Source organism: Photorhabdus aegyptia, from assembly GCF_000612035.1.
Lineage (GTDB): Bacteria > Pseudomonadota > Gammaproteobacteria > Enterobacterales > Enterobacteriaceae > Photorhabdus > Photorhabdus akhurstii.
In genome coordinates this window covers 1-24123 of record NZ_JFGV01000038.1, presented here as the reverse complement: position 1 = coordinate 24123, position 24123 = coordinate 1, and the positions used below count along the sequence as shown (strand labels likewise).

The following is a 24123-nucleotide window of genomic DNA, read 5'->3' as shown; positions in this document are numbered from 1 at the left end:
TTAAATTAATTTTCTAATTTATCTCGAATGATTTTTCTTAATAATAATTTATTGGTCTTTCCAACCGGTGTAACAGGCATAACATCAATCATCTCGAAACGATCAGGCAATTTATACTCAGCGATTCCTAACCCCCTTAAATATTTCCGCAGTTGCAACCCGGTTATATTCGGATCAGCCGCCACGATAAAAGCACAACTTTTTTCCCCCAACAAAGGATCAGGCATCGCAACTAAAGCACTATGGATAACACCTTCATGTTTGAGTAGCAAAGATTCAATTTCTTCCGCAGCAATTTTTTCACCGCCGCGATTAATTTGATCTTTCTCACGACCGATAATACATACATAACCCTCTTTAGTCATATAGGCTAAATCACCGCAATAATAAAAACCTTCTTTGTCGAATACCTTCGCATTGTGCTCTGGACTTTTATAATATCCCCGGAATGTATATGGCCCACGAACGATTAACATACCCGTCGAACCTGGCGCTTGTATATTGCCGTTATCATCAACGATACGCACCTCATCATCTTCACTCATTGGACGCCCCTGAGTGGTAAATATACGTTCATCATCGTCATTAAGCCGGGTATAACATACTAACCCTTCGGCCATACCAAAAATCTGTTGCAACTTACATGAAAAAAGTTTCGGTATCACTCGCGCCACACTTTCACTTAACTTTGCTCCACTGACTTGTAATAGTTGAAGACTTTCCAGTGAATATTCGTATTTCCTAATCGCCTGAATCCATAACGCAACAGCCGATGGCACCAGTGAGGTCATTGTGACTTGATGTTCACGTATTAGTGGAAAGCAGGTAGTAGACCCAGGATCTGTTGCTAATATGACACAGCCGCCAGCGTAAAATACGCCAAGCGCTCCCGGAGAACTCAACGGATAATTATGTTGCGCCGGCAAAGCACAAAGATAACGGGTTTGTTGTGTCAACTCACAAATTTCAACACTGCGTCTAACGCTATAATAGTAATCGTCATGCGTCCTTGGAATTAATTTAGGTGTTCCTGTACTCCCACCTGAAAGTTGAAAAAAAGCGACCTCATCTGAACGTGTCGCCTCAAGATTCAAAGATAAATCTGTTGACTCTAACCACGGCTTTAATTCATTGATATATAATTCATTGGTATATTGTATTTTCCGTCCATCAACGACGATATTTCTCAGCCGTGGACAATCTGTTTTTAATTGTTCCAGGAAATCACTATTCTGCAAAAGTGAATGTTCTGACGAAAGTACAATCAGACTTGGTTCAATTTGTTGTGCATAAGCAAGTAACTCTAATTTATTATGGCTAAATAATGCATTAATAGGTACTACTCCCATTTTCAGTAGTGCAAAAAATGTAATATAAAATTCAGCTATATTTGGTAATTGTACGATAGCAGTATCACCTCGCTTTATTCCCGCTAAAGTTAAATTTGTGGCTAATGCAGATGATTGTTGATCAAGTTGATGATAACTAAATTTACGGTCACCACAGATAATAGCAATCACATCAGGTTGTATCTGACACTGTTTATAAAGTATGTCAGTTAATGGCTTACCCAGCCAATAACCCTTTTCACGATAACGTTCTGCTAATTCAACCGGCCAGGGCGTAAATTCAATAGACATGATTTTATTCCTCACAATAATTATTCAATATCTTGAACAGTCTTCGATTACTGTTTATACATATTTACTTTATCCTCAACTAGAAATATTTCGATCCCTATTTTGTGAGCCGCTTCTAAATAAATACATTTCGTAACAGGTCATACTTAGTGCAAGCGCTCAAAATACAAATTTATATTACCCAACATATTGCAAAATAAACTTATACTGCTAATAGTTAGTAACGTATAACCTTTAATTTAAAAGGGGTAAATTATGTCATGCTTTCCTCCCGGGTATTGGGAGCAATATCCGAATACTGCCACTGTGATCACAACATATACTTGCAATGCAGCTTGCAAAGAATGTTGTTTTGAATGTAATCCCTCTGTAAAAGCACGTTTAAGCTTGGATGAAATCAAACAATTTATTACACACTCAAAAGCGAATTTTCCGGGGCTAAAGCTCGTCGTTTTCAGTGGTGGTGAATGTTTCCTACTGGGTAAAGATCTGATTGAAGCTATTCGCTTTGCCTCAGATCATGGCTTATTAACCCGTTGCGTGACTAATGGTTATTGGGGAAAAAATAGAGAGAAGGCGCAAAGGATCGCCCAAGATTTACTAGATGCCGGCATCACAGAGATGAACATCAGCACCGGGAAAGATCACAGTGAATGGATTCCTCTTGACAACGTAGTTGCAGCAGCAGAAGCATTAGCCGAACAAAACATTACAACACTGATTACAGTAGAACAGGATACCGCTGATTCTGCCATTGCAACGCAAATCACACAGAACCCGGTCATTAAGCGCCTGAAAGAACAAAACAAGATTAATTTACAACGAAATACATGGATGCCGTTCTATGACACCAGTGAAGAACGAAAAGATGTGCCAAACCGGGATCAGCAATTGGCAAAAGGGTGCGATCAGGTCTTTGAAAATATTGTACTAACACCACACGGTGAAATTTCCGCTTGTTGTGGGCTGACATTAGAGCATATTCCCGAAATGAAACTTGGTCGTTTGCAAGGAGGCGATGTATCTCAACTTTTTAAAGGTCAGGAAGAAGACTTTATGAAAGTATGGTTAAGGACAGAAGGACCGTATAAGATCCTAAAAAAATATCGCCCGCTGGATAGCAACATTAATCTGGAAAAAATCGTTCACCCCTGCCAAGCCTGTGCTCATTTGCATAAAGACGAAGGCACACGCCGGAATCTATTAGATAATTATCACAAAGAAATCATTCCCGTGATGAAGAAATTTAATGCTAAAGAAAGGCTGGATCTCATCTACTACTCAGCAGAGAAAAATGCCATTAACTTAACTGAGGAATAGTTTGATGAAAAATACAACAAGATCGAATCCAAACTTTAACGTTATTACTAACGAATATCGGCAAAATAACTCTTTTTCAGCTAGCAAATTTTTATTGAATGAGGTGGTAATCAAGGGAAGGCTTTATTCTTCTTTAGGAATATTTTTATTTACTATTTTGTGATCAGACTCTAAATAAGTACCTTTTGTCGCAAAATATATTTAGTCTAAACGCTCAAAATATAAATTTAATCCACTAAGCTATTGCAAAATGTCACCATCCAGCCAATAGTTAGTATCGTCTGACCTTTAATCTAACGGAGGGTAAATTATTCTATGTTTTCCTATTGAATGTTTTTCCATTGAGTATCAGGAACGATACCCAAATCCTGTTATGGTAATCATAATATATACTCACAATGAATATCGCAGGTAAGAAATATCAGTTAAATAATTATTTAATGAAATTATCTCAGTAATGAAGAAACTTAATAAGGAAAGGTTACATCTTATCTTATATAACGCTCAATAAAAAAAGAATTCCGTTAACTTATAAAGGAACGAATTATGAAAAGACGTACATTTATTGGCGTGGCTGCCGGCGCAGCTATTGGCAGTGTTATACCCACCGTTAACGCTCGCACTGATAGTAACCGCCTCTTTGGCGTGCCACGTTCATTACTCTCTCCGGGAGAGGTTGAAGAAAATAAGCTAAGGTTGTCAATGTCAAACGCTAAACTTCCGGTTGAAGTTTGGGAAGAGATCATCACCTATAACCGATTCTGGGAAACCCTACAGCAGCAGCCCAATTTGGCATTAGAATACCGGGAGTCACCGGAAAAAGTGTTGGCTGAATTTGGCATAGACAAAGATATCGTTAGCCCCGGCTCCGCGGAGGAATTACTGCTATTCATCACTTATGATAAAGATTTAATGAATGCGGTAAAAACCAACGACTATGAAGCGCTCTTTTCCCACCTAAAAACCTATGGTTTAAACGAAAGAGGCTCAAGTCTGAGAAGCCGAATCAATCACCATCTCAATCAAGATGCCAGCCTGTTCGCACATTTTAAAGAAAACATCGAATCCTATCAGCTCCAAGATACAAACAGTCCTCCTCTTATCCGGCTGAAGGAAATTCTGGAACCCTTAAACCATGCAGATGACACCAGTATTGAGATTGCTCGCCTTGCGGTAGGGGCCAATGTCGTCGCTGCGGTCAACGTGGCTGTCGGCACCCGAGTTGTCGCAGCAGTGAATGCGGCGGCGGCAGTTAACGTAGTAGCCTACTTAAGCCTGGCGGTACAAACAGCGGTTACTGTATGTATGGCAAATTATTTACCCAAAATTGATCATAGCGACCTTTCAACCGGCACGGCTTCTCTTCATCTTGCCAGACTCTATAACAACCAAGAAATGGTCGATACACTGGTCAAAGAAGCTGTCAGAAGGGAGATCACCGCTTGCCTGTTTGCAGCGCAAAAGTGTGGTTATATCAATCTGCCCGCAACACGTGAAGAACGCAAAGAAGTGATTCATCTCTTTACCGAATTATCTTTAGGAATGGCAGCAGCATGAATAATATCGTGGGATTAAATCCAGACTTCAAAGTCATATTAATGAATGTCGCTATGCTCGTCCTGATCGCTTTAGTTTTTCTGCCTGTACCATACTGGCTCAGTAACAATAATCCCAATAAGCTGGCGGCAAGTATCGCGACGACTCTCTTTGTCATCATTGCCTTATTTGTAGGCTATCAACTGTTATCAAATAAAGCCGTGGTCAAGGAAGAAAAATTATTGATGAAGTCCGGGGTATATTCACACGAATGGGTTATTTCCTCATTACGCCGGGAAGAAGGCGTTTCCCTGGAAGATTTCAGTCGCAGTAATGGTATACATATCATCCATTATTCGTCTGGATACTATCACAAGGGAAAAAATAAATATTTCATTCTACGTGTAAGCAAACGCCCTCTGATTTGCTTTAACTCAGAAGGTAATATTGGATTATGCATAGATGAATCTATTTTTGAAAAAATAAAAGGCGAGTTGCAAGATAAAATATAGCGTGGAGCCACAAGATAATGGAATACCGTGACAATCATTGGCCGTTGAATTATACACAGCTCCGCTTAGCTATCGCTAATACTGTTGCTGACGATAAATCTGTCTTTAATGTCGGTGAATTCGTCAGCTTCAGTGATAATATTAGCCTGGCAAAATTGAAGCAGGCCATTATTACCATTCACCAATTCAATGATGGTTTTTCCTTACGTTACCGTATTGCCGAACACAATATTTTTCAGGAAAAGAGCGCTACGCCGGTCGAAGTTATACCAATAAAACTGTCAGATCCAGCAGTAGAACCAGCGGCAAAAGCTGATTTTGCAAAGAGAACAACTCAACCGCTAGCGCCTGAAAAAGGGGTGACGATAAGACATTATCTTTACTTTAATGATGTTGGGTGCTGTTTTTGGGGAATCATCGCTCACCATATCGCCACAGATTATTGGGGCATAGGTCAGTTGATTCACGATGTTTTGTCTTGCTATGAACGGCAAACATTCCACCCAACATCAGCGCCTGTTTTTACCTATCAGGCTTACCTTAACGATGTTAAATATAAAGCAAACGCGCATTATGCCAACAACAAAGAGTATTGGAATAATTATCTCAACCAACTGCCCAAATTAGAGGATTACGCCCGTAAACGCCTATTTCCTTCAAAAGCAATTAAGGTAAGCCGGCCGCTCACTGCAAACAACGGTAGTTTTACCTTTAATGATAAATTCATGATGATACTGGCTTTATGTCTGCAAATGAGCAAACGAGGTCGCTTATCAACAAGTATCATTAATTTACCTTTCTCTAACCGACGCGACAAAGGAGAATACTGTTATTATCGCCCGGCAATGAACACGTTACCTCTGATGGTTTCTTTAACTCCTCAGGCAACAATAAAACAGATCCTTGTAGCAATGCAGTCGCAAATGAGTCTGCATAGCAAGCATAGCCGTATTGATATAAACGATTTAAACGATGAGGCAATCAATCGAGCAGATCAATTCACTGCCGCTCCTTATGTTAATCTGCTGCATGAGCTTGAACATGATCTCATGAAAGATAATCGCGCTATTCGCGGTTGTATGACTTCCGGCGCAGTCAATAATTATGGTATTAACATCCGGTTTTCTCCTAATGAGAAATCAGTATTAGTTGAATTGGATGTGGGGAGCCGATTGTACAGTCATTTTGCCGCTGATGTTCTGATCGACGATTATTTACGTATTTATAGCATTATTGCAGAAAATATTAATGAAACGGTCGAGGCATATTGGAAAAAATATAAAGAAATTAAACCAATAGATAATATTACCTCCGTCCTGTGGAACCCAGAAAATATTTTCACTCATCATCCGATCAAAGAGAGTATTCTTGCCAGAATAGCACAAGTCGTTGAAATATCGCCGGATAAAAAATCAGTCATTTATGGGAATCAAGCAGAAATAAGCAGTGTGCATTGCCTTAATTATCACGAACTTTACCACAAATTATTAACTTTCAGTCAACTACTACTATCCTGCCCGCTACAAAACCGAAGGGTAGCTGTATTATTACCCAGAGGGGTAGAGTCATTATTATCTATATTATCAATCCATACTGCGGGATTATGTTTTGTCCCAATCAATATGACATTCAGTCAAGAGGAAATTAACAGCATATTAGATGGCCTGAATATTTCTTTATTAATTACTGCCCGACGTTATCATGAAAAAGTAAACAGTATTAATAATACGCATCTTCTCTTTATTGAAGATATAGAGACTCGTCCTTCCGAGATATTCCTGGGGAACGATATAAAACGTCCCGCGACTCAAGAGGACGAAGCCTATATCTTTTTTACCTCAGGCACCACTGGCGCACCGAAAGCAGTACCAATAACATTTAAGGGGCTTTATGCTTATTTAGCTGCGATGACAACGCAGTATGGTATTAAACAAGATGACGTTATTCTCAATTTCAGCACACCGGTTTTTGATGCTTATATTGAAGAGGTGTTCGGCTGTTTTTATCAAGGCGCTACATTGGCGATTGCCGACGATCACATGATCGTTGAGCTTGATGCGCTATTTTCATTTTGCCACGCACAATCAGTCACTATAGTTAACTTTCCTACCAATTATTGGCATCAAATTGTCTTTTTCCTACATGCAGCGATTAAAGAACTCGCCCCTTCGATTAGAATGACAATTATCGGTGGCGATCTGGCAATGGATAAAGCCATTCATCATTGGTTGGAAAAAGTAGGATGTGGTATTTCCCTAACTAATTCTTACGGCCCAACAGAATGTTGCGTTGTAGCTAGCTGTCACAACATAGATGATAAATTTCAACCCGGCAATATCATTGGTAAAGCGCTAACAAATAGCACTATCGTTATTCGGGAATATGGAACTGATAAGATCATTAGTGGCAATAGTGGAGAAATATGCATTCGTGGCGATTCTATCTGTACTGGATATATTAACGATAATCAGTCAACTTCACGTAAGTTCTTACCGTTGAACGATGGAGAAATCTATTATTTAACCGGAGACCGTGGATTTTACGATGACCAAGGGAATTTAAATTTCATTGGCCGCCTGGATAAAGAGCGTAAAATTGACGGGAAACGTGTTGATCTGGATGAAATGCAAAGATTACTTACAACGGCAATTAATATTGATGACATTCATTTAACTATCAAAGAAAATGAGACTGGGTACCAATATATTAATATATTTATACCTGATGGTTCCTACTCAATTACACGCCACGAAATCGTCTCATTCTTGCGTGGATGTTATCCAAAATTGCAGGTACCTTTTATTGTCGAATTAGCAGCATCCAACGATGTTGCTCTAGTGTCGGAGTTGAATAAAAAAGATAATATTTCGCAGATTAAAGGGGAAAAACGAGAAATATTTTTTACTTTATGGCGGGAAGTTTTTGGCGATAGTGATAGCGTTATTGATGAAGAGACTAATTTCTTTGACGCAGGCGGTACTTCTCTCAAAGCATTATTGTTAATTAATAAGATCCAGCAACGCTTTAATTGTTCTCTCCACCTGGAAGATTTCTATCACGCCCCAAGAGTAGGTTATCTATTACAATCTATCATTCAACAAGGGCAAATACCGGTTTTAACCGATAAAAATAGCACTTGCCTGACAGAGCAACACGACCAATATTATTGGATTATCGATACCATCTCTAATCGATCCGGCGCTCATAATATCCCGCTATATTATCATCTGACCGGCGAGATTGATTTAAAGAAATTACGTTACGCTTTGCTGTATATCATGCAATATTTTCCTGCCCTCTGCCAACGAGTCACCATAACAGATGGGCAACTCTCTTTAACCTTCTCACCTGCTGCCGAAGAGAATCTGCCTTTCGAATATATCGATTTAACTCATGCTACCGGCATTAATATTGAGATTTCATTACGCAAAATCTTAAATGATATGGCATTTAAGCCGATGGCGTTGCAAGATAATCCGCCGGTATATTTTAAGTTATTAAAAATAGCAGAGCACGAGCACTACCTTTTATTAAATTTCCATCATGCATTTTGTGACGGGATGTCGATTGCTCATGTGCTGCAAAAATTATCTTCCGCTTACGCCGATAATGTACCAAAGATTGAAGCCGCTACGAAAACAGGTATTAATGTCATCAATCAGCGCATGTCAGACGAAACATTAAATTTTTGGACAGAAAAATTGTTCAATGTACTTTCGGCTGCCGGACAACGTAATGATACATCAGGAGCTCATCAGAGGAGCCGGGGACGACGTTATTCAATGCCATTGTCTCCTCAATTAATTACCGTACTATCCAGCACGCAGAAAAAATATGCGGTGACTCTGGAACATATTGTGATTGGCGCATTTCTGATGACCATTAATTCATTACTCAATAAAGATGAGATTATCGTCGGTATTCCTTGTGCCAACCGCGTTCCTCCCATATCGTTTGACAGTGTTGGTAGCTTCGCAACAACACTACTGCTGCCCTACGTTACCACGGAAACTTCGTTGATTAACGTATCCCGGTATGTCCGCGATTTTCTGGCAGACGCGAATACTCATTCCAATATCTCACTGGCGTATTTAAAACAACACTTTCATCACCACCACAGTATGCAATTGCCGGAAATTACCTACTATTTTTCTTCTCAAATAGGATTTGAAACCAGTTTATATCTTGGTGAAACCCGTTGTACCAAGGAAAAAATCAAGGGACTCAAACCTAAAGGAGATATTGCGCTCGAACTGATCAATTTACCAACCGGGATAGGTCTGGAATGGCTATACGATGATGATATTTTCTCAGAAGATATCATCAGTGATATGGGGCTATTTTTGATTGATTTATTGGATTGCATGGGCACTCAGCATGACCTGATGCCTGGCGATACGGAACGATAACAAGTATTAAAATGGATGCTGATTGTGCTGGTTAAGAAAAAGAAATGGGTTGTTATCACTATCGTCATGATCGTTTTTCTTGCCGTGCTTTATAACAACTCTCGCCAAAAAGAGACGTCTGCGGTTACGGCAGAACAAATTGTCACCGGAACATTAGGTGACGTTATTACGACGGTAAGTGCCGCCGGCATTATACAACCAACCAGACAGGTCAATGTTGGCAGCCAAATCTCAGGCCAGCTAACCAAGTTATATGTTGAGGTCGGGGATATCGTTGAAGCAGGTAAACTGGTCGCCAGCATTGATGATACTTTTTATCGCACTAAAGTTGAGGCCAGCCGTGCACGGCTAGAAAAATTGCGGGCCATGTTGCAGGAGGAACAATACGCCTATCAACTTCTGGTCATCACGGAAAAACGCCAAAGAGAGCTTAACCTGCGCTCCGCAACCAGTCAGCAACTACTGGATGAAGCGGCTTTTGGCGTCAAAAAAAGCCAGGCAAGAATTGAAAGCCTCAAGGCAGATATCAGGCAGAATCAACATATCTTACACAGCGAAGAAGTCAGCCTCAGTTATACCCAAATCTATTCACCCATTGCCGGTGTAGTGACTGCAATCCATGTCGATCCGGGGCAAACGCTGAATGTCAATCAACAGACACCGGTTCTCATGCAAATTGCCGACCTCAAAAATATGACGGTTTATGCAAAAGTTTCCGAAGCAGATATTAACCAAATTGTGACAGGGCAAAAAGCCGCCTTTAAGATCTATGGTGCAAATCAACATATATGGCACGGCAATGTTAAGAAGATTATGTATAAACCCGATCTCATTAATAATGCCGTCTATTATACAGTGCTATTTGATGTCCCTAATGATAATCTCCTGCTCAAACCCAGTATGAGTGCGGATGTCACTATTGTAACCCACGAAAGCACCGGAGTAGTGACCATACCCAACGAAATACTGAATAATAAACGGCATCAACCTTTGAACGATGATCTAACTACCTATTTTTTACGTGAGATGAAAGATGGAAACATCGTAGTAAGAAAATTGCTGATCGGCCATAACGACGGAAGACGTTCAGTCGTTGTCAGTGGATTGCAGAATAATGAGCAAATCGTTGTACTTGCTAAACAAGATAATCTCGGGGGTAGTAACAATGATGACGCTAAATAATATCTGCAAAACCTACGGCAATGAGAGTAAACGGCATCTTGTCCTGAAAGATATTTGCTTAACCATAGACCAGAATGATTATGTTGCTATTCTTGGTCGTTCTGGCTCAGGGAAAAGTACTTTATTGAATATAATAGGGCTTTTGGATATCGCCAGTGCGGGAGAATATCTTATTAACGATCTCACGGTGACTCAGCAAAAGATTCACTCATTGGCGCTTTTACGGCGGAAATATTTTGGCTTTGTCTTTCAGAATTATAGTCTGCTGGAAAACTACCGTATTGATGAAAATATCTTGATGCCCATGTATTACTTAAAAAGAAACTTCGATTATGACAGAGAACATTTCCATTACTTAATTGATCGCCTCCAGCTTAATAATTTATTAGATAAATATCCGCGCCATCTGTCAGGAGGAGAACAGCAACGGGTTGCTGTAGCTCGCGCTTTAATTAACAATCCAAAGTTTATTATTGCCGATGAACCTACCGGCGCGTTAGATAGCACTAATGCGACCAATCTCATGCAGCTTTTTACTGAACTACATCATAACGGGCGCGGTATCATTCTGGTAACACATGATCAAGCTGTCGCCGAATACGCCAAACGCAAGTTGTATCTGGATAATGGTTGTTTGGTGACTCAATGAGCATGAGTAAAATAACCTTAAAATTCAATGCGTATTTAACCGTTATCCTGTTCAATCTCAAAATGGCGGCACGCTCTCTTACCGCTCATAAAACACGAGTCTTCTTGACCCTATTATGCATTGCCATCGGGGTAGCTTCGATTGTGATCATGCAAGCAATTGGCACAGAAACCAAGCATCATATTGTTAAGATGGTTTCTTCAATGGGAAGCAATATCATTTCAGTAAAATACAAGGGACAAAAAAACGGCGCTTTCGATTCCCATAATAATTATCTGACGCAAGAGGATATAACGTCACTTGCAGATAACCCCCATATTAGTCACAGCACCCTGTTTTACACCGCGTCAGGAACGATAGTTTCTCCACAAGGATCTGCTGATGTTCAATTGATTGGCGCCAATGCAGATATCGCGATTATCCGTAATCTGGTGATTGATCGTGGACGTTTTTATACACCACAAGACGATGCAGCTCTGGCAAATGTCGTTGTTTTGGGAGCATCTCTGGCCGAACGACTTTTTCCACAAAAAGAAACCGCATTTGCGCAGAACATCAAGATCAATGACATCTCAATGCAAGTTATCGGTATCCTGACACAGAAAGGCGAAGGCATGGATGCCGGTGTCGATGATGCCGCATTTTTGCCAAGCAACAGCTATCTGGTACGGCTGTTCGGCCACACACCTCCTAGCGGCATGGTGTTGAAAGCCAAAGACGCCACTCATATTGAGCCGGTTAAATACGCTGTTGAACAACGATTATCACGGTTTAAACATCAACAAAGCTATGAGATACGTAATACCACGGAATTGTTAAAAACGTTGCATGAAACTCAATCAAAAATTAATCTTTTCCTGCTGTCAATATCATCAGTAACCCTCTTTGTCGCGGGTGTCAGTGTCATGAATACCATTCTCATTAGTGTCAGAGAACGTAGAAGAGAGATTGGTATACGGCTTGCTGTAGGAGCAAGTTATTCCGATATTTTTTACCAATTTCTTACCGAAGCATTTTTGATTTCACTATTGGGAACACTATTAGGATTGTTATTCTCATTTATCGGTTTCAGAATTTTATTACTATTTGATATCGCGGTTGGCTTCTCTTTATATTCCTTTTTACTCGCTTCCTTCGCAGCCTGCTTTATCACCGTAGTATTTGGTGTATATCCATCACATCGCGCAGCCGCATCAGCGCCAATCGAAGGTATCAGAGAATTGTAGCTTGTTCCGTTTCATAAAACTTTTTGGAGATACAATGAAAAATCAGCTTATCTATGAAATTTTACATCGAGAAATCAGAGCGCTTTACCCAGAAGTAGAGACAATACCGGAGGATGAAAATCTTTTCGATATCGGTTTCGATTCGGTAAAAATGCTGATGCTGGTTGATCGGCTAAATTATGCAGGGTACCCAGTCAACTTTGCAGATTTAGCTCGCTGGCCGACAATCAACGATTGGATCAAACTGCTCGCAAAAGATAAATAGCGCTGTCTATTTCATGACGAATGGTGGATGATCCATGCAGCCAAATCTGCAATTACCTGCACCGGGATCTGACCTGGTTGCAGATAATCCTCGCCACCATCGCACCCCATTGTGGGCAATAAAATATGATTCAATCCAGTGTAGAGTTTGAACTCTGCCTGCCTATTATTTTGCAGTGCGTTTTTCCACATCGTGAAATCAACATTATGCAAAATCTGGAAATCCTGATCTCCCTGGGCAAAGAATAACGGCATTGCAGGCAAGCTGTTTAAGCAGTCAAATGCATGATAATTCTCAATCTGTTTGAGATAACTCTCCGGCACTGACAAAAAGCTCTCAAGAGATACTGTATCTTTCTCTTTCCCACTGGATAATTGGGATAAAATCACCCGGAGTAAATTACGGAAAGGCGCCGCCAACATCGCAATACCCGCAACATTTAAACCCGATTTTTGCCGTAAGTTTTTTGCAATTAATGGGCTGACATATCCGCCGAAACTGTGCCCAACCAGAAATACTGGCACATCGTAAAATTCAATATGTCCCATCAAACCGGTCAGAATATTACAAGCATCGTCAACAATTTCCGTATTAAGATCGATAACCTCAGAGTTCATATTTCCCTGCCGGATGCGGTAATAACGTTTTTCAAAACGCACACTCGCAATCCCATATTGACTTAATTCATGCGCCAACATACGAAACAGTGGATTAGGCCCAACATCATAATCCATCGAATGCGGACCAGAACCCGCTAGCAATAGTACAACTGCTTTGACATTATGTGGTGATGGCAAACATATCAAACCATCCGGGACATCTCCAAGACCAAACGTCTTTAACGTTTTTTCGATAAAAATACCCTGTTTTGCATACGCATCAGGTATTGGGCATCGAGATAGCGTGAGAGAATCAATTTGCCGATCTTTAATCCCAATATAAAGATTAAACTTTCCATTGAGGGTATTTAGCCGCAGATGACAAGCACCTTGCTGGTGATAAATAATATCGATATCTGAGTTACACAAATTGTCTGCCAATACAGTTAAAGCTAAATCATCAGCCGCCATACGCAATGATTCATTCATTAATTCCCTGGCTGCTTCCCATTGCTCATTAAGCAATGTGGTTATTAATATCTGTATTTCACCTTCCAATGTGGTAATTAAGTTCTTAATAAGCATGCAATTACTCAACTTCTTACGGCCACAACCGCGATGTATGTACCTTTATGACGCTGGACACATTCATGCATCAGTTCACGGACAACTTGAGAAGCTGGGAGGTGTTCTGCCGCCGTAGCAGCCATAAAGTGATCACGCAGATCTGATTCAAGTTTCATAGTAAAAACAGCTTGTTTACCCATAGCCCCTCCTCGTTTGATATAAAAAAATATATACCATTTCATTATTGACATCCACTCCTACCGACTTAGCCAGGAGTGGATATCCAATGGATTATGCCAACTCTCTCCGTTGTTGAACGGTGACAATATGATCCGCTTTAGCGAGAAGATCGGCATTATGCGAGACAACAATCCACAAACCTGGCCAGTGCTCAGGTAAAACAGTCCATAAACGACGAGCCGTATCCGTATCTAATGACGAATCGCAGTTATCAACAATATAAACATCAGCGGGACGACATAACATCCGGGCCAATGCCAAACGTTGACGCTGGCCGCCAGATAATTGACCAGCACTGCCAGAATTAATAACGGTATCAAGCCCTTCCGGCAATTCATATGAACCAGGCGTCAAACCTACCGCCTCCAGCGCCCGTACCATGACATCATCATCGATATCTTTATCACCCAACGCGAGGTTTTGCCTTACAGTTCCACCAAAAAAACCCGCTTTCTGTCTGGCATATCCGATACGTGGATTCCGCCACCAGTTTTCATTGCCCAGAACCTCTCGGTTATTCCACAGTACACTGCCGGAACTGGATTTTTCCAGACCAATCAGGTAACGCAAAAAGGTGGTTTTACCCGAACCAATATCACCGACAATGCCAATAACCTGATTAGCCGTTGCCTCAAACGAAACAGGAGGCTGAGTTTTTGAGTAAGCTAGATGATTAACACTTAGCTTATGTAGGATTTCATCTTGCCCATATTCTTTGGTTTCTTTTTTACTATTTGCCAGAAACTGCCTGATTCGGCCATAACACACATCAGCATTTTTGTAATAGGCAACTGACCGACCAAAGAAAAGTATTTGTTCACTGATCCAGCCGATATAAGTCAAAAATAATGCCAGATTACCTACCGTAAAACTGCCATCGACGATTCGTTTACTCACTATCAATAAAACAGCCGACGTCCCAAGTATGACAATATTTTTGAACAGCCCAGAAAGAAGGTCAGTAAATACCTGATGTTTGGCTTGAATAGCCCGTCGATTGACAAATTTCTGCGATAACCGCTCAATCTGCCCTTCCATTTTGTTGCCAAGACGCAAGTCGCGTATCCCCGTTAAGACATCAGTAATCTTGCCGGCAATGTCCCCTTGCGATTGACGCTTACTCTTCTGTAAATTCCCTACCTTGCGTTTAAGTACCGCCCCGACCCAAAGGCCCACAATCATAGGCATAAGAGCAAGTGTGGTTATTATGTCAGTGTTGATAAGCACAACTAATGCGATAATTAAAAGTAATGCACGGTAAATAAAATCAGAGGTCCAACTCAGAAATTCCGCAATTTCATCGCTATCATCACGAATACGGTTCAGAATATCGCCTTGAGAAAAAGCCTGTCTCTGATTATGGGAGCAATGGCTCACTCCCCACAAAACTCGCTCTTTCAGGTAAGCACTGACCTTAAAAATCAACGTAAAATCAAAGGTTAATCCCAAGAATAGAAATAGTGATCGCAAGACCATAGTCGCAATCGCAGAGGCCAGCAACCACCAGACGATAGGGTTAGTTGGCTCATTCATCGCTCTATCGAGTAATTTGCTGATTTGGTAACCAATCAACAGAGGAAAACCATGCATTAGTGTCCACACAAACATGGTAATGAAATAGAGAGGAGCAAACTTTTTTATCAGCTCAGTCAAAGCCGGTAACATTTTAAGTTTAGTTGATACATTGGATATAGTCATACCATAAGCCCATGATTACTCGTTAACATTGCGACTTCTGTTTCAGGGATTCGTTGTTGAATCCGTCCATCATCGATAATGATAATTTCATCAACGACCGAAAGCGTGTGAAGGCGATGTGCAACCATCACTACGGTGCAATTGCGGCTTAACTTTTCAAGCAATTTCAGCCAACTCTTTTCCGTTCGGGGATCAAGCTGAGAAGTTCCTTCATCAATAATCACTAACGAGCAATGCTGTAACATCACTCTGGCGCCCGCTATCATTTGAATTTCTCCTGCTGATAGCATCAGACCATTAGTACCAACCTGTGTATCAAGGCCATCTGGCAGTGCCCTAACCCATTCAAGCGCATCTAATTCTTGAAGAACCTCCCAAATTTGATCGTCAGATATTTCATTACTGAAAAGCGTTAAATTTTCCCGCAACGTTGCGGAGAACAGATGAGAACGTTGACTAAGAACAGCAATCTTTTTCGCAAACTCTTCCGGCTGAATGGTTGAGACATCGACATTGCCAATGGTCACTCTTCCTGAATCGGGTCGCGCAAATCCACACATCAAATTAAGAATGGTACTTTTTCCCGCTCCCGTTCTACCAATAATGCCAATTTTGCTCCCCGGAGCGACGTAAAAATTAACGCCATGCAAAACTTGCGTTTCTTCTCCGTTATAACTGAAATCAACATTATCGAAATGGATAGAGAGAGGACCATCAGGCAATAAATTATTCGATAATTTATCTGGGGTACCTTCATTTAACATTTTTGCCGAAAGTGACAAAGCAGCAAATAATTTCTGTATCAGCTCTATTTCTGATGACATATCCTCCACCGGTTCCCGAAGTTTATCAACGTAGAGATAAACCATCGTTAATGTACCGATGCTTAAGCTGCCCACACCAAGTAACTGTAGCCCAAAACCAAAACCTATACCGAAACAGAGTGCAAAGAAGATCTGGGTAATTGGCCAAAAAACCCTGCCGCCAATATAAGCACTGCGTTCAAATTTGAGCAACATTGACAGCATCTTACGAAATGCAATGGCAGGCCAATGCGCCTGCGACAATGGCTGTAAATCATCCATTGCATGTAATGAATCACCAACAAAACCAAAGATTTTGGCTTTTTCATTTCTCGCAATTAGCCAACGACGAACAGAAAGTCTGGTTAACTGAATCAACACATACGCCACCAGTATGACGACGATTGCTATGGCAATACCTGCCTGAGGCATGACGCTGAATATAATGATCAATGTCCCTAATGTCAGCGCTAAATTAGCAATGGCTTTGAAGCCTGCTTTAGAAATCGTTTTTCCTATAATATCAGCATTACCTTCGATATTTTCCAGCAACTCCCCCTGCGATCGCCGTTCTATTTCCAATACAGGTAAAACTGTCATCACATGGCGAAATAGCTTATATCTAATAGTATCAGCAATCCCCCAACCGGCCTTGGTGCTCATGTAACTGGTTACCAGACTACCGATAACACCAATCGACGCAATAAAAACATAAATGATTGCCAACATGATAAGTTGATCAACAGTCGTCCCTGATGTCGCCTTATCAACGTAATTCCTGATAATATAAGGACCGCTTAGATCGCACGATAATGTAACAGCTAAGGCCAAAAACGCACATAAAACAGTCCCCTTAAATGGTATGGCACTCTGTAGCAATATCCGCCATACAGTTAAATTCTTTGACATCACGCTTTTCATCTTTAGGTTATGGCACCTCATCAAAATTAGCGATGTTATTTGCAACATCAGTGTATGCAGCCAACATCAAGGTTATTAATAACAGATCGATCACAACAGCAAGATCTGGTTCACATTTAGCAAAATGTAATTATCGCAAAATACCCGCATTTATCACGATCTGATTGAAATGTTTATAAACGCTATCACAAGAAAATAGCCGAAAAATAAAATTGATACTTTATCCGACAATATCAATACCTTTGTTAGGTTATTTAATGCACTAATTGAAAAATATATCGCCAATATGAATAATAAGTAACTTATTCCAAACGAAGAATCGTAGATGGGATAAATAATACCAATAATTACAATGAATTATAGTAATTTTAAAATATATAGCGATTATATAAATGAATTCCTATTCAATATTAACATGCCTTAAATTGTTCTAAGTTTAAGCAAATTATCTCTTGCAAAGGGCTAGTCTATTCTATAATTGGATTAATTCATATTAACTACTTAGTAGTCGGATGAGATTTGGCCATAAGAGGCCAATAAAAAGGGCCTTTCGGCCCAAGTAATCGTTTGCGCAATTAGTCTAAAATAACGCCGATACGGCGCGCTACTTCCTCATACGCTTCAATCAGGCCACCAAGGCTTTGGCGGAAGCGATCTTTATCCATTTTGTTCAAAGTCTCTTTGTCCCACAAACGGCTACCATCAGGAGAGAATTCATCCCCCAGAACTACCTGGCCTTTGAACAAACCAAATTCCAGTTTGAAGTCAACCAAAATCAAACCCGCATCATCAAACAATTTGCTCAATACTTCATTGGCCTTGTAGCTCAATTCCTTCATTTCAGCCAGATGTTCTTTGCTAACCCAACCAAAAGTTTCACAATAAGACTCATTCACCATTGGATCGTGCTTAGCATCATTTTTCAGAAACAGATCGAACAGAGGTGGATTCAATACCAAACCTTCTTCAACACCAAGGCGTCTAACTAATGAGCCCGCAGCCCGATTGCGAATAACACATTCAACCGGCACCATATCCAGCTTTTTAACTAATACCTCAGTGTCCGATAACAGCCGTTCCATTTGTGTCGGAATCCCTGCTTCTGCCAATTTGCTCATAATGAAATGGTTAAATTTATTGTTCACCATCCCTTTACGATCAAACTGTTCAATACGTTCGCCATCCAATGCTGATGTATCATTACGGAACTCCAGCACTAACAAATCAGGATCATCCGTGGTGTACACCGTTTTTGCCTTTCCACGATACAACTCAGCTTTTTTTTGCATCTTATATACTCCAGAGATATTACTACTGTATAAATACCATAGATAAATAATAAAACAGATTGTCGATAAAATCCTGTCCAAAGGGCTGATTTTTTCTATAGTTATCTGGTTAGTCTAAAAAACAGCCAAACATCATGCTAAAAAACTTTCCCCCTTCCCTAATCAGTTCCAAAGCAAGCTGATGACCTTCGAAAAACTTACCCCAAAAGGCCATCCGGTAAGTAAAGCTAATAAAAAAATTAATCGATTCTACATTTCTAAGCAGTTACAAAGCCAAAATATCGCGAGTACCTTAGCAGTATGGTAATCAGCGGTGGTAAGCGACATTAATTTGAATTTCCTAATCTTTCAGGAAGAAATTACATGAAGGGAATATTCTTAACACAACGCCAAGTCAATAAGCTGGCCTGCATACATACGCAGGCATTTTTTCAATGGATTCCATGCAAAGCATTTTCTGTCTTGACAGCAAGGAGGATGAATTGACCCGCTCTCAGTTCTGTCAGCGCATAGTGGAGGCGTCCTATCCTGCCATTACCATCAGTGAGAATTGCACCAGGCTCTTCTTAATCGCACTTCAAACTCGTTTTTATATAAATTTACAATAAAATCAAAGCGCTAGCTAGACAGCCAGCGCTTTGTCAATAATCCGAGGGCTTTTCACCCCTTTATTAAACCTATAATCCCGTTGTCTGGCTAAAAGCGGCTTTCAACGCTGCAACTAATTCATCATTTTGTGATTGGGTCAACGGTTTACCTTTATCACTAATAAACTGTAAACTGCTCCGGTTATTCAAATCACCAACCTGTAATTTGTAATCACTTTCACTAATGGATGGTTCACTAACACCCATTGATTTCCAGCTAGATGAACTGAGGCTTTTATAAGTCACAGTGATAGCCCCTGTTGAACGGCTGCGGCTACCCACTTTCATGCCTATTTTTTCCAGTGCTGCCGGTAATCTATCCCAAACAATATTATATGGCGCACGAACAATTATCTGAGGTAATCCAGAAGTATCACCGCCACTCTGTACATCCAATGGACCTTGACTACGCGCCACAGCATCATCGCTAACGCGTTCGCGCTGCTGGTTTACACCTTCAATTAATTCATTGAGCATCAGTGAGTTATAACGCTGGATTTCAATAGGATCAGTGACCTGTTGATCACCTTGTCTCAGCCCTTCATTAGTCACGGATAACTCAATTTGATAGCTCTGGCGTGCAACACTAATACGATGGCGAGTCTGATAGGAAACATTTTCATCTGCACGCGGCCAATCGATCCAATCAGTTGTCAATGTCTGGCTAGCATCATCGCGTTGGCTAACTTGATAACCTTTTTTCAACAAAACATTGTTAATCTGTGACCACAAATGGCTATTCTCAGGCGTGTCTTCAAGTAGCAACTTACTGCTCTTGGCACTGTTTTCAGTACGGGAACCACTCAACAGGGCCAATGCTTGAGATGGCGGGCGAATATCAAGCGCTTTCCCAACCTGCCCTTTAGAGGCTATTGCTGGAATATCATATTCACCATTCTGCAATGGCAATGCCATACCCGCAGGAACTTTCAACGCCTTCAGGGGAGGTGTTTCAAGATATGTGTCATCATCATTGACTTGGCGTTTATAGCTCTGGTCATTAGAACAGGCGGCCAGTAACACGACAAGTGACATACCAGCAACCTTTATCACCTTCGATTTTTGCAACAATATTGCCATTAAAATTCCCTAAATTTTACAGTAATCCGGCCGTTTTCAAGGCTTTTTCAACTGAGACTTTTCCTGCATCTGTCAATGGCGTCATCGGCAAACGCACGGTGTCATCAGCAATCAAACCCAATTTGTAACATCCCCATTTAACTGGAATCGGATTAGGTTCAACAAATAGCTGACGATGTAAATCCATCAGGCGATTATTCACCTTACGCGCCTCTGCAAACTGGCCGTTTAATGCCAATTCACAAAACTTAGCAACATCAGGCGCTGCAATGTTTGCAGTAACAGAAATAACCCCCTTACCACCAAGTTGGATAAAATCCAACCCACTTGCATCATCACCACTCAATAAGATGAAACTATCATCATTAACCAATTCTTGGATTTGACTGACACGATTTAAGTTCCCTGTAGCTTCTTTAATTGCGACAATATTTTTAATTTTCGCCAAACGCGCTACAGTTGACGGCAGCAGATCACACCCGGTACGAGAAGGCACATTATACAGAATTTGTGGTAAATCCGTATTTTCAGCAATCGTTTTAAAATGCTGATATAAACCTTCTTGCGACGGCTTATTATAATAAGGCGTTACCGTTAGGCAACCAACAACACCACTGTTTTCAAAACGTTTCGTTAGGGATATTGCCTCAGCAGTCGCATTTGCACCTGTTCCGGCAATAACCGGAATACGCCCATCCGCCAATTCTACGGTTGTCAAAACAACACCACCGTGCTCATCATGACTCAATGTGGCTGATTCTCCGGTTGTCCCGACCGAGACTATCGCTGATGTCCCACTAGCAACATGGTAATCGATTAACTTTTTCAAACTGACCTTATCAACCTGACCATTTGCATCCATTGGTGTTACCAGCGCAACAATGCTACCTGTAAATTCAAATCTCCCGCTAGACATTACATTACCCCCTATACAAACAAGAACTCAATGGTACTTTTTAGTCATCCAGAAGGAAACTATTTAACACGGAATTTCAATGAATTTTGTTAATACCAGATAACCCCCATTAAAAAGAAGTGATAATCAAAGTAATTTGTTGAAATTCAATGTCAGTGAATGGGAACACAATATGGGAACACAATATGGGAACACAATAGAACAACTTTGGTGCAATTGGCCTTGGCAGTATAGCCTTTTTATGTTTACCTTAACGAAACCATAGCAGAGAAGGAAAAGTGACTTTGCCACAATCACAACAACATTTTCTCGTTATAACCGCTTTAGGCGCTGACCGTCCTGGTATCGTCAACACCATTACTCGTCTTGTGAGTGAGTGTGGTTGTAACATTGAAGATAGCCGCTTAGCCATGTTTGGTGAGGAATTCACCTTCATTATGCTGCTTTCCGGTAGCTGGAACGCTATCACAATGATTGAATCTTCACTGCCACAGAAAGGAGCCGAGCTCGATCTTCTTATCGTCATGAAACGCACAAAGTGCGATGCCCATACAACATTTCCTTCCACGGTTTCCGTTAAGGTCGATGTTGATGATTCACCCGGCATTGTCGAGCAGTTTACCAATCTATTTACCACACAAGATTTTAATATTGCTGAACTGGTATCAAAAACACATCCACCGGAAAGCAATATCCCTGCTCGGTTGCAGATCCAGATTACTGCCCATAGTCTATTAGAGGATGACGGCATAATTATTAAGCAGGCGTTTAATAAGCTATGTACAGATCTAAATGCACAAGGCAGTATTAGTATTCTTGAACCACTTTAGTTGAAAGATTAAACGGAGAATACGGGATGAACCCACTGAAAGCCGGTGATAAGGCCCCTCAGTTCAGCCTTCCTGACCAAGATGGAGAAACAATCAATTTATCTGATTTCGAAGGTCAGCGTGTTTTAGTCTATTTTTACCCTAAAGCAATGACTCCTGGTTGTACTGTACAAGCTTGTGGTCTGCGCGATGAAATGGATACATTAAAGGCATCGGGTGTTGAAGTGCTAGGCATCAGCACAGACACCCCAAGTAAATTGTCACGCTTTGTGGAGAAAGAAATGCTGAACTTCACATTGTTGTCCGATGAGGATCATCAAGTTGCTGAACAGTTTGGTGTCTGGGGCGAGAAACAATTTATGGGAAAAACCTATGACGGTATGCACCGTATCAGTTTCCTGATCGATACCAACGGCAATATTGAGCACGTTTTTGATAAATTTAAGACCAGTGATCACCACCAAGTCGTGGTGGATTATCTGAAACAGCATCCTTAAATAGAAAATGCTTCAAAATTTAATCACGCTCATTTAACAGCTCAAGATGCCAAAGGCAAGTACGGGAGGGATATCCCCATCCCGTGCTTCTTCTAATACGGGTACCAGTATCATTAAAAATAGATTTACTCTTTTATTTCATCGTCTTCTGTTATAACTATCTCTTCCGGCCATGCATGGATCACCGCCTTAATCAGCGTCGCCAGCGGAATAGCAAAAAATACGCCCCAAAATCCCCACAAACCACCAAAAGTAATCACAGAAAGAATGATTACCAAAGGGTGCAAGTTCACCGCTTCGGAGAATAAAATCGGCACCAGCAAATTACCATCCAGCCCCTGAACGACCAAATAAGCAATAATCAAGGTCCAGAAATCTGTCCCGACTCCCCATTGAAATAGCGCGACCAATACAACAGGAATCGTGACAATAAGCGCCCCCACATAGGGAATTAACACTGATAGCCCGACCAAAACAGAAAGCAACAATGAATAATCCAATCCAAGAAATGCAAACACCGCGTAGGTACAAATACCGACGATCGCCATCTCGGTGACTTTACCCCGAATATAGTTAGTAATTTGTTGATTCACCTCGCGCCATACCTGCCCGGCCAAAATGCGGTTACGCGGCAGGACCCGTTGCAATGCTTGCAGCATCTGGGTTTTATCTTTTAACAAGAAAAAGGCCATCAACGGCACCAGAATCAGATAGATAGCCAGCGTTAATAAACCAATCAATGAAGCCACCGAAAACTTCACCACAGATTCCCCGGCAGTTGAAATCTTACTACGCAGATTTTCAGCCATCACATCAATGATGCCAGCATCAACCAAAACCGGATAACGGGCCGGTAATGTTTGGGCATATTCATTAAACCGATTAAGCATATTGGGTATATCTGACAACAGATTAATCCCCTGCTGCCATGCGGTTGGCGCTACAATAAAGATAACCAACAAACTAATACCGGAAAAAATAATCAGCACAATACAAACAGCCACTGTGCGCGAACATCCCAATCTTTCAAGTTTAGCCGTTGGCCATTCCAGCAAGTAGGCAAGAACAATCGCTACCAGCAAAGGCGCCAAAATGCCATGTAAGAAATAAATAATGCAAAACCCTGCTAAAAGGATGACAAATAACGCAATAACTTGCGGATCAGTAAACCGACGGCGATACCACTGTATAATCATATCCAGCATTAACCAGGCTCCTTGATAGCAATATTCATATACCCGTTATCTTTCAAGTTGCCTCTTTGTTGGCTGCACTCGCTCACCCCGGTCACATAGTT

Annotated in this window: 19 protein-coding genes; 10 read left to right on the top strand and 9 right to left on the bottom strand. The window is 40.9% G+C overall.

All coding sequences use genetic code 11. The features are described from left to right. Window positions 1–5 precede the first annotated feature (5 nt). The gene (locus BA1DRAFT_RS12840; protein ID WP_036779750.1) at window positions 6–1640 is read right to left on the bottom strand and encodes a (2,3-dihydroxybenzoyl)adenylate synthase; all 1635 of its coding nucleotides are present in this window, start codon (window positions 1638–1640) and stop codon (window positions 6–8) included. 255 nt (window positions 1641–1895) lie between these two features. On the opposite strand from BA1DRAFT_RS12840, the gene BA1DRAFT_RS12835 reads away from it, so the two are divergent. From BA1DRAFT_RS12835 to BA1DRAFT_RS12800, 8 genes are all read left to right on the top strand, one after another. Further along, window positions 1896–2960 (top strand): radical SAM protein, encoded by a 1065-nt coding sequence (locus BA1DRAFT_RS12835; protein ID WP_036779748.1) that lies wholly within the window; start codon window positions 1896–1898, stop codon window positions 2958–2960. 546 nt (window positions 2961–3506) lie between these two features. Further along, window positions 3507–4517: a hypothetical protein gene (locus BA1DRAFT_RS12830; protein ID WP_036779746.1), complete on the top strand. Its 1011-nt coding sequence runs from the start codon at window positions 3507–3509 to the stop codon at window positions 4515–4517. Next, on the top strand, window positions 4514–5008 hold the full coding sequence (locus BA1DRAFT_RS12825; protein WP_036779744.1) for a hypothetical protein: 495 nt from the start codon (window positions 4514–4516) through the stop codon (window positions 5006–5008). Before BA1DRAFT_RS12830 ends, BA1DRAFT_RS12825 begins: the two co-directional genes overlap by 4 nt. Before the next feature lie 17 nt (window positions 5009–5025). Beyond that, a complete protein-coding gene (locus tag BA1DRAFT_RS12820; RefSeq protein ID WP_036779742.1) occupies window positions 5026–9417 on the top strand; it encodes a condensation domain-containing protein in 4392 nt (1463 codons plus the stop codon). A 24-nt stretch (window positions 9418–9441) separates the two neighbouring features. After that, on the top strand, window positions 9442–10599 hold the full coding sequence (locus BA1DRAFT_RS12815; protein ID WP_036779788.1) for an efflux RND transporter periplasmic adaptor subunit: 1158 nt from the start codon (window positions 9442–9444) through the stop codon (window positions 10597–10599). Further along, complete coding sequence (locus BA1DRAFT_RS12810; RefSeq protein ID WP_036779740.1) at window positions 10583–11248, top strand: ABC transporter ATP-binding protein; 666 nt, start codon at window positions 10583–10585, stop codon at window positions 11246–11248. Before BA1DRAFT_RS12815 ends, BA1DRAFT_RS12810 begins: the two co-directional genes overlap by 17 nt. Window positions 11249–11250: 2 nt before the next feature. After that, the gene (locus tag BA1DRAFT_RS12805; RefSeq protein ID WP_036779786.1) at window positions 11251–12474 is read left to right on the top strand and encodes an ABC transporter permease; all 1224 of its coding nucleotides are present in this window, start codon (window positions 11251–11253) and stop codon (window positions 12472–12474) included. Between the two features lie 34 nt (window positions 12475–12508). Then, entirely contained in the window at window positions 12509–12739 is a 231-nt protein-coding gene (locus BA1DRAFT_RS12800; RefSeq protein ID WP_036779738.1) for a phosphopantetheine-binding protein, read from the top strand. 11 nt (window positions 12740–12750) lie between these two features. Here the strand turns inward: BA1DRAFT_RS12800 and BA1DRAFT_RS12795 are convergent, their stop codons facing one another. The 7 genes from BA1DRAFT_RS12795 to dapA all read right to left on the bottom strand — a co-directional run bounded on the left by BA1DRAFT_RS12795 (window position 12751) and on the right by dapA (window position 21499). Next, window positions 12751–13923 (bottom strand): alpha/beta hydrolase, encoded by a 1173-nt coding sequence (locus BA1DRAFT_RS12795; RefSeq protein WP_036779735.1) that lies wholly within the window; start codon window positions 13921–13923, stop codon window positions 12751–12753. 8 nt (window positions 13924–13931) lie between these two features. Continuing rightward, entirely contained in the window at window positions 13932–14105 is a 174-nt protein-coding gene (locus BA1DRAFT_RS12790; protein ID WP_200868783.1) for a hypothetical protein, read from the bottom strand. A 91-nt stretch (window positions 14106–14196) separates the two neighbouring features. Then, complete coding sequence (locus BA1DRAFT_RS12785) at window positions 14197–15843, bottom strand: ATP-binding cassette domain-containing protein (RefSeq protein WP_036779733.1); 1647 nt, start codon at window positions 15841–15843, stop codon at window positions 14197–14199. Then, window positions 15840–17555: an ABC transporter ATP-binding protein gene (locus BA1DRAFT_RS12780; RefSeq protein WP_235201084.1), complete on the bottom strand. Its 1716-nt coding sequence runs from the start codon at window positions 17553–17555 to the stop codon at window positions 15840–15842. Before BA1DRAFT_RS12780 ends, BA1DRAFT_RS12785 begins: the two co-directional genes overlap by 4 nt. Before the next feature lie 587 nt (window positions 17556–18142). After that, on the bottom strand, window positions 18143–18856 hold the full coding sequence (gene purC, locus BA1DRAFT_RS12775) for a phosphoribosylaminoimidazolesuccinocarboxamide synthase (protein WP_036779728.1): 714 nt from the start codon (window positions 18854–18856) through the stop codon (window positions 18143–18145). Window positions 18857–19533: 677 nt separating this feature from the next. Continuing rightward, complete coding sequence (gene bamC / locus BA1DRAFT_RS12770) at window positions 19534–20583, bottom strand: outer membrane protein assembly factor BamC (RefSeq protein WP_036779725.1); 1050 nt, start codon at window positions 20581–20583, stop codon at window positions 19534–19536. A 16-nt stretch (window positions 20584–20599) separates the two neighbouring features. After that, entirely contained in the window at window positions 20600–21499 is a 900-nt protein-coding gene (gene dapA / locus BA1DRAFT_RS12765; protein WP_036779722.1) for a 4-hydroxy-tetrahydrodipicolinate synthase, read from the bottom strand. Window positions 21500–21783: 284 nt separating this feature from the next. Between dapA and BA1DRAFT_RS12760 the strand changes: the two genes are divergently transcribed. Beyond that, on the top strand, window positions 21784–22329 hold the full coding sequence (locus BA1DRAFT_RS12760) for a glycine cleavage system transcriptional repressor (RefSeq protein ID WP_036779720.1): 546 nt from the start codon (window positions 21784–21786) through the stop codon (window positions 22327–22329). A gap of 26 nt (window positions 22330–22355) precedes the next feature. Beyond that, window positions 22356–22826, top strand: coding sequence for a thioredoxin-dependent thiol peroxidase (bcp, locus tag BA1DRAFT_RS12755; RefSeq protein WP_036779718.1), 471 nt, complete (start codon window positions 22356–22358; stop codon window positions 22824–22826). A 125-nt stretch (window positions 22827–22951) separates the two neighbouring features. On the opposite strand, the gene BA1DRAFT_RS12750 is transcribed toward bcp, so the two are convergent. Continuing rightward, window positions 22952–24031 (bottom strand): AI-2E family transporter, encoded by a 1080-nt coding sequence (locus BA1DRAFT_RS12750; RefSeq protein ID WP_036779716.1) that lies wholly within the window; start codon window positions 24029–24031, stop codon window positions 22952–22954. Window positions 24032–24123 lie beyond the last annotated feature (92 nt).

Coding starts and splice junctions, on each gene's coding strand:
- BA1DRAFT_RS12840 (WP_036779750.1), bottom strand. CDS start 1,640: ATGTCTATTGAATTTACGCCCTGGCCGGTTGAATTAGCAGAACGTTAT.
- BA1DRAFT_RS12835 (WP_036779748.1), top strand. CDS start 1,896: ATGTCATGCTTTCCTCCCGGGTATTGGGAGCAATATCCGAATACTGCC.
- BA1DRAFT_RS12830 (WP_036779746.1), top strand. CDS start 3,507: ATGAAAAGACGTACATTTATTGGCGTGGCTGCCGGCGCAGCTATTGGC.
- BA1DRAFT_RS12825 (WP_036779744.1), top strand. CDS start 4,514: ATGAATAATATCGTGGGATTAAATCCAGACTTCAAAGTCATATTAATG.
- BA1DRAFT_RS12820 (WP_036779742.1), top strand. CDS start 5,026: ATGGAATACCGTGACAATCATTGGCCGTTGAATTATACACAGCTCCGC.
- BA1DRAFT_RS12810 (WP_036779740.1), top strand. CDS start 10,583: ATGATGACGCTAAATAATATCTGCAAAACCTACGGCAATGAGAGTAAA.
- BA1DRAFT_RS12805 (WP_036779786.1), top strand. CDS start 11,251: ATGAGTAAAATAACCTTAAAATTCAATGCGTATTTAACCGTTATCCTG.
- BA1DRAFT_RS12800 (WP_036779738.1), top strand. CDS start 12,509: ATGAAAAATCAGCTTATCTATGAAATTTTACATCGAGAAATCAGAGCG.
- BA1DRAFT_RS12795 (WP_036779735.1), bottom strand. CDS start 13,923: ATGCTTATTAAGAACTTAATTACCACATTGGAAGGTGAAATACAGATA.
- BA1DRAFT_RS12790 (WP_200868783.1), bottom strand. CDS start 14,105: ATGGGTAAACAAGCTGTTTTTACTATGAAACTTGAATCAGATCTGCGT.
- BA1DRAFT_RS12785 (WP_036779733.1), bottom strand. CDS start 15,843: ATGACTATATCCAATGTATCAACTAAACTTAAAATGTTACCGGCTTTG.
- BA1DRAFT_RS12780 (WP_235201084.1), bottom strand. CDS start 17,555: ATGTCAAAGAATTTAACTGTATGGCGGATATTGCTACAGAGTGCCATA.
- purC (WP_036779728.1), bottom strand. CDS start 18,856: ATGCAAAAAAAAGCTGAGTTGTATCGTGGAAAGGCAAAAACGGTGTAC.
- bamC (WP_036779725.1), bottom strand. CDS start 20,583: ATGGCAATATTGTTGCAAAAATCGAAGGTGATAAAGGTTGCTGGTATG.
- dapA (WP_036779722.1), bottom strand. CDS start 21,499: ATGTCTAGCGGGAGATTTGAATTTACAGGTAGCATTGTTGCGCTGGTA.
- bcp (WP_036779718.1), top strand. CDS start 22,356: ATGAACCCACTGAAAGCCGGTGATAAGGCCCCTCAGTTCAGCCTTCCT.
- BA1DRAFT_RS12750 (WP_036779716.1), bottom strand. CDS start 24,031: ATGCTGGATATGATTATACAGTGGTATCGCCGTCGGTTTACTGATCCG.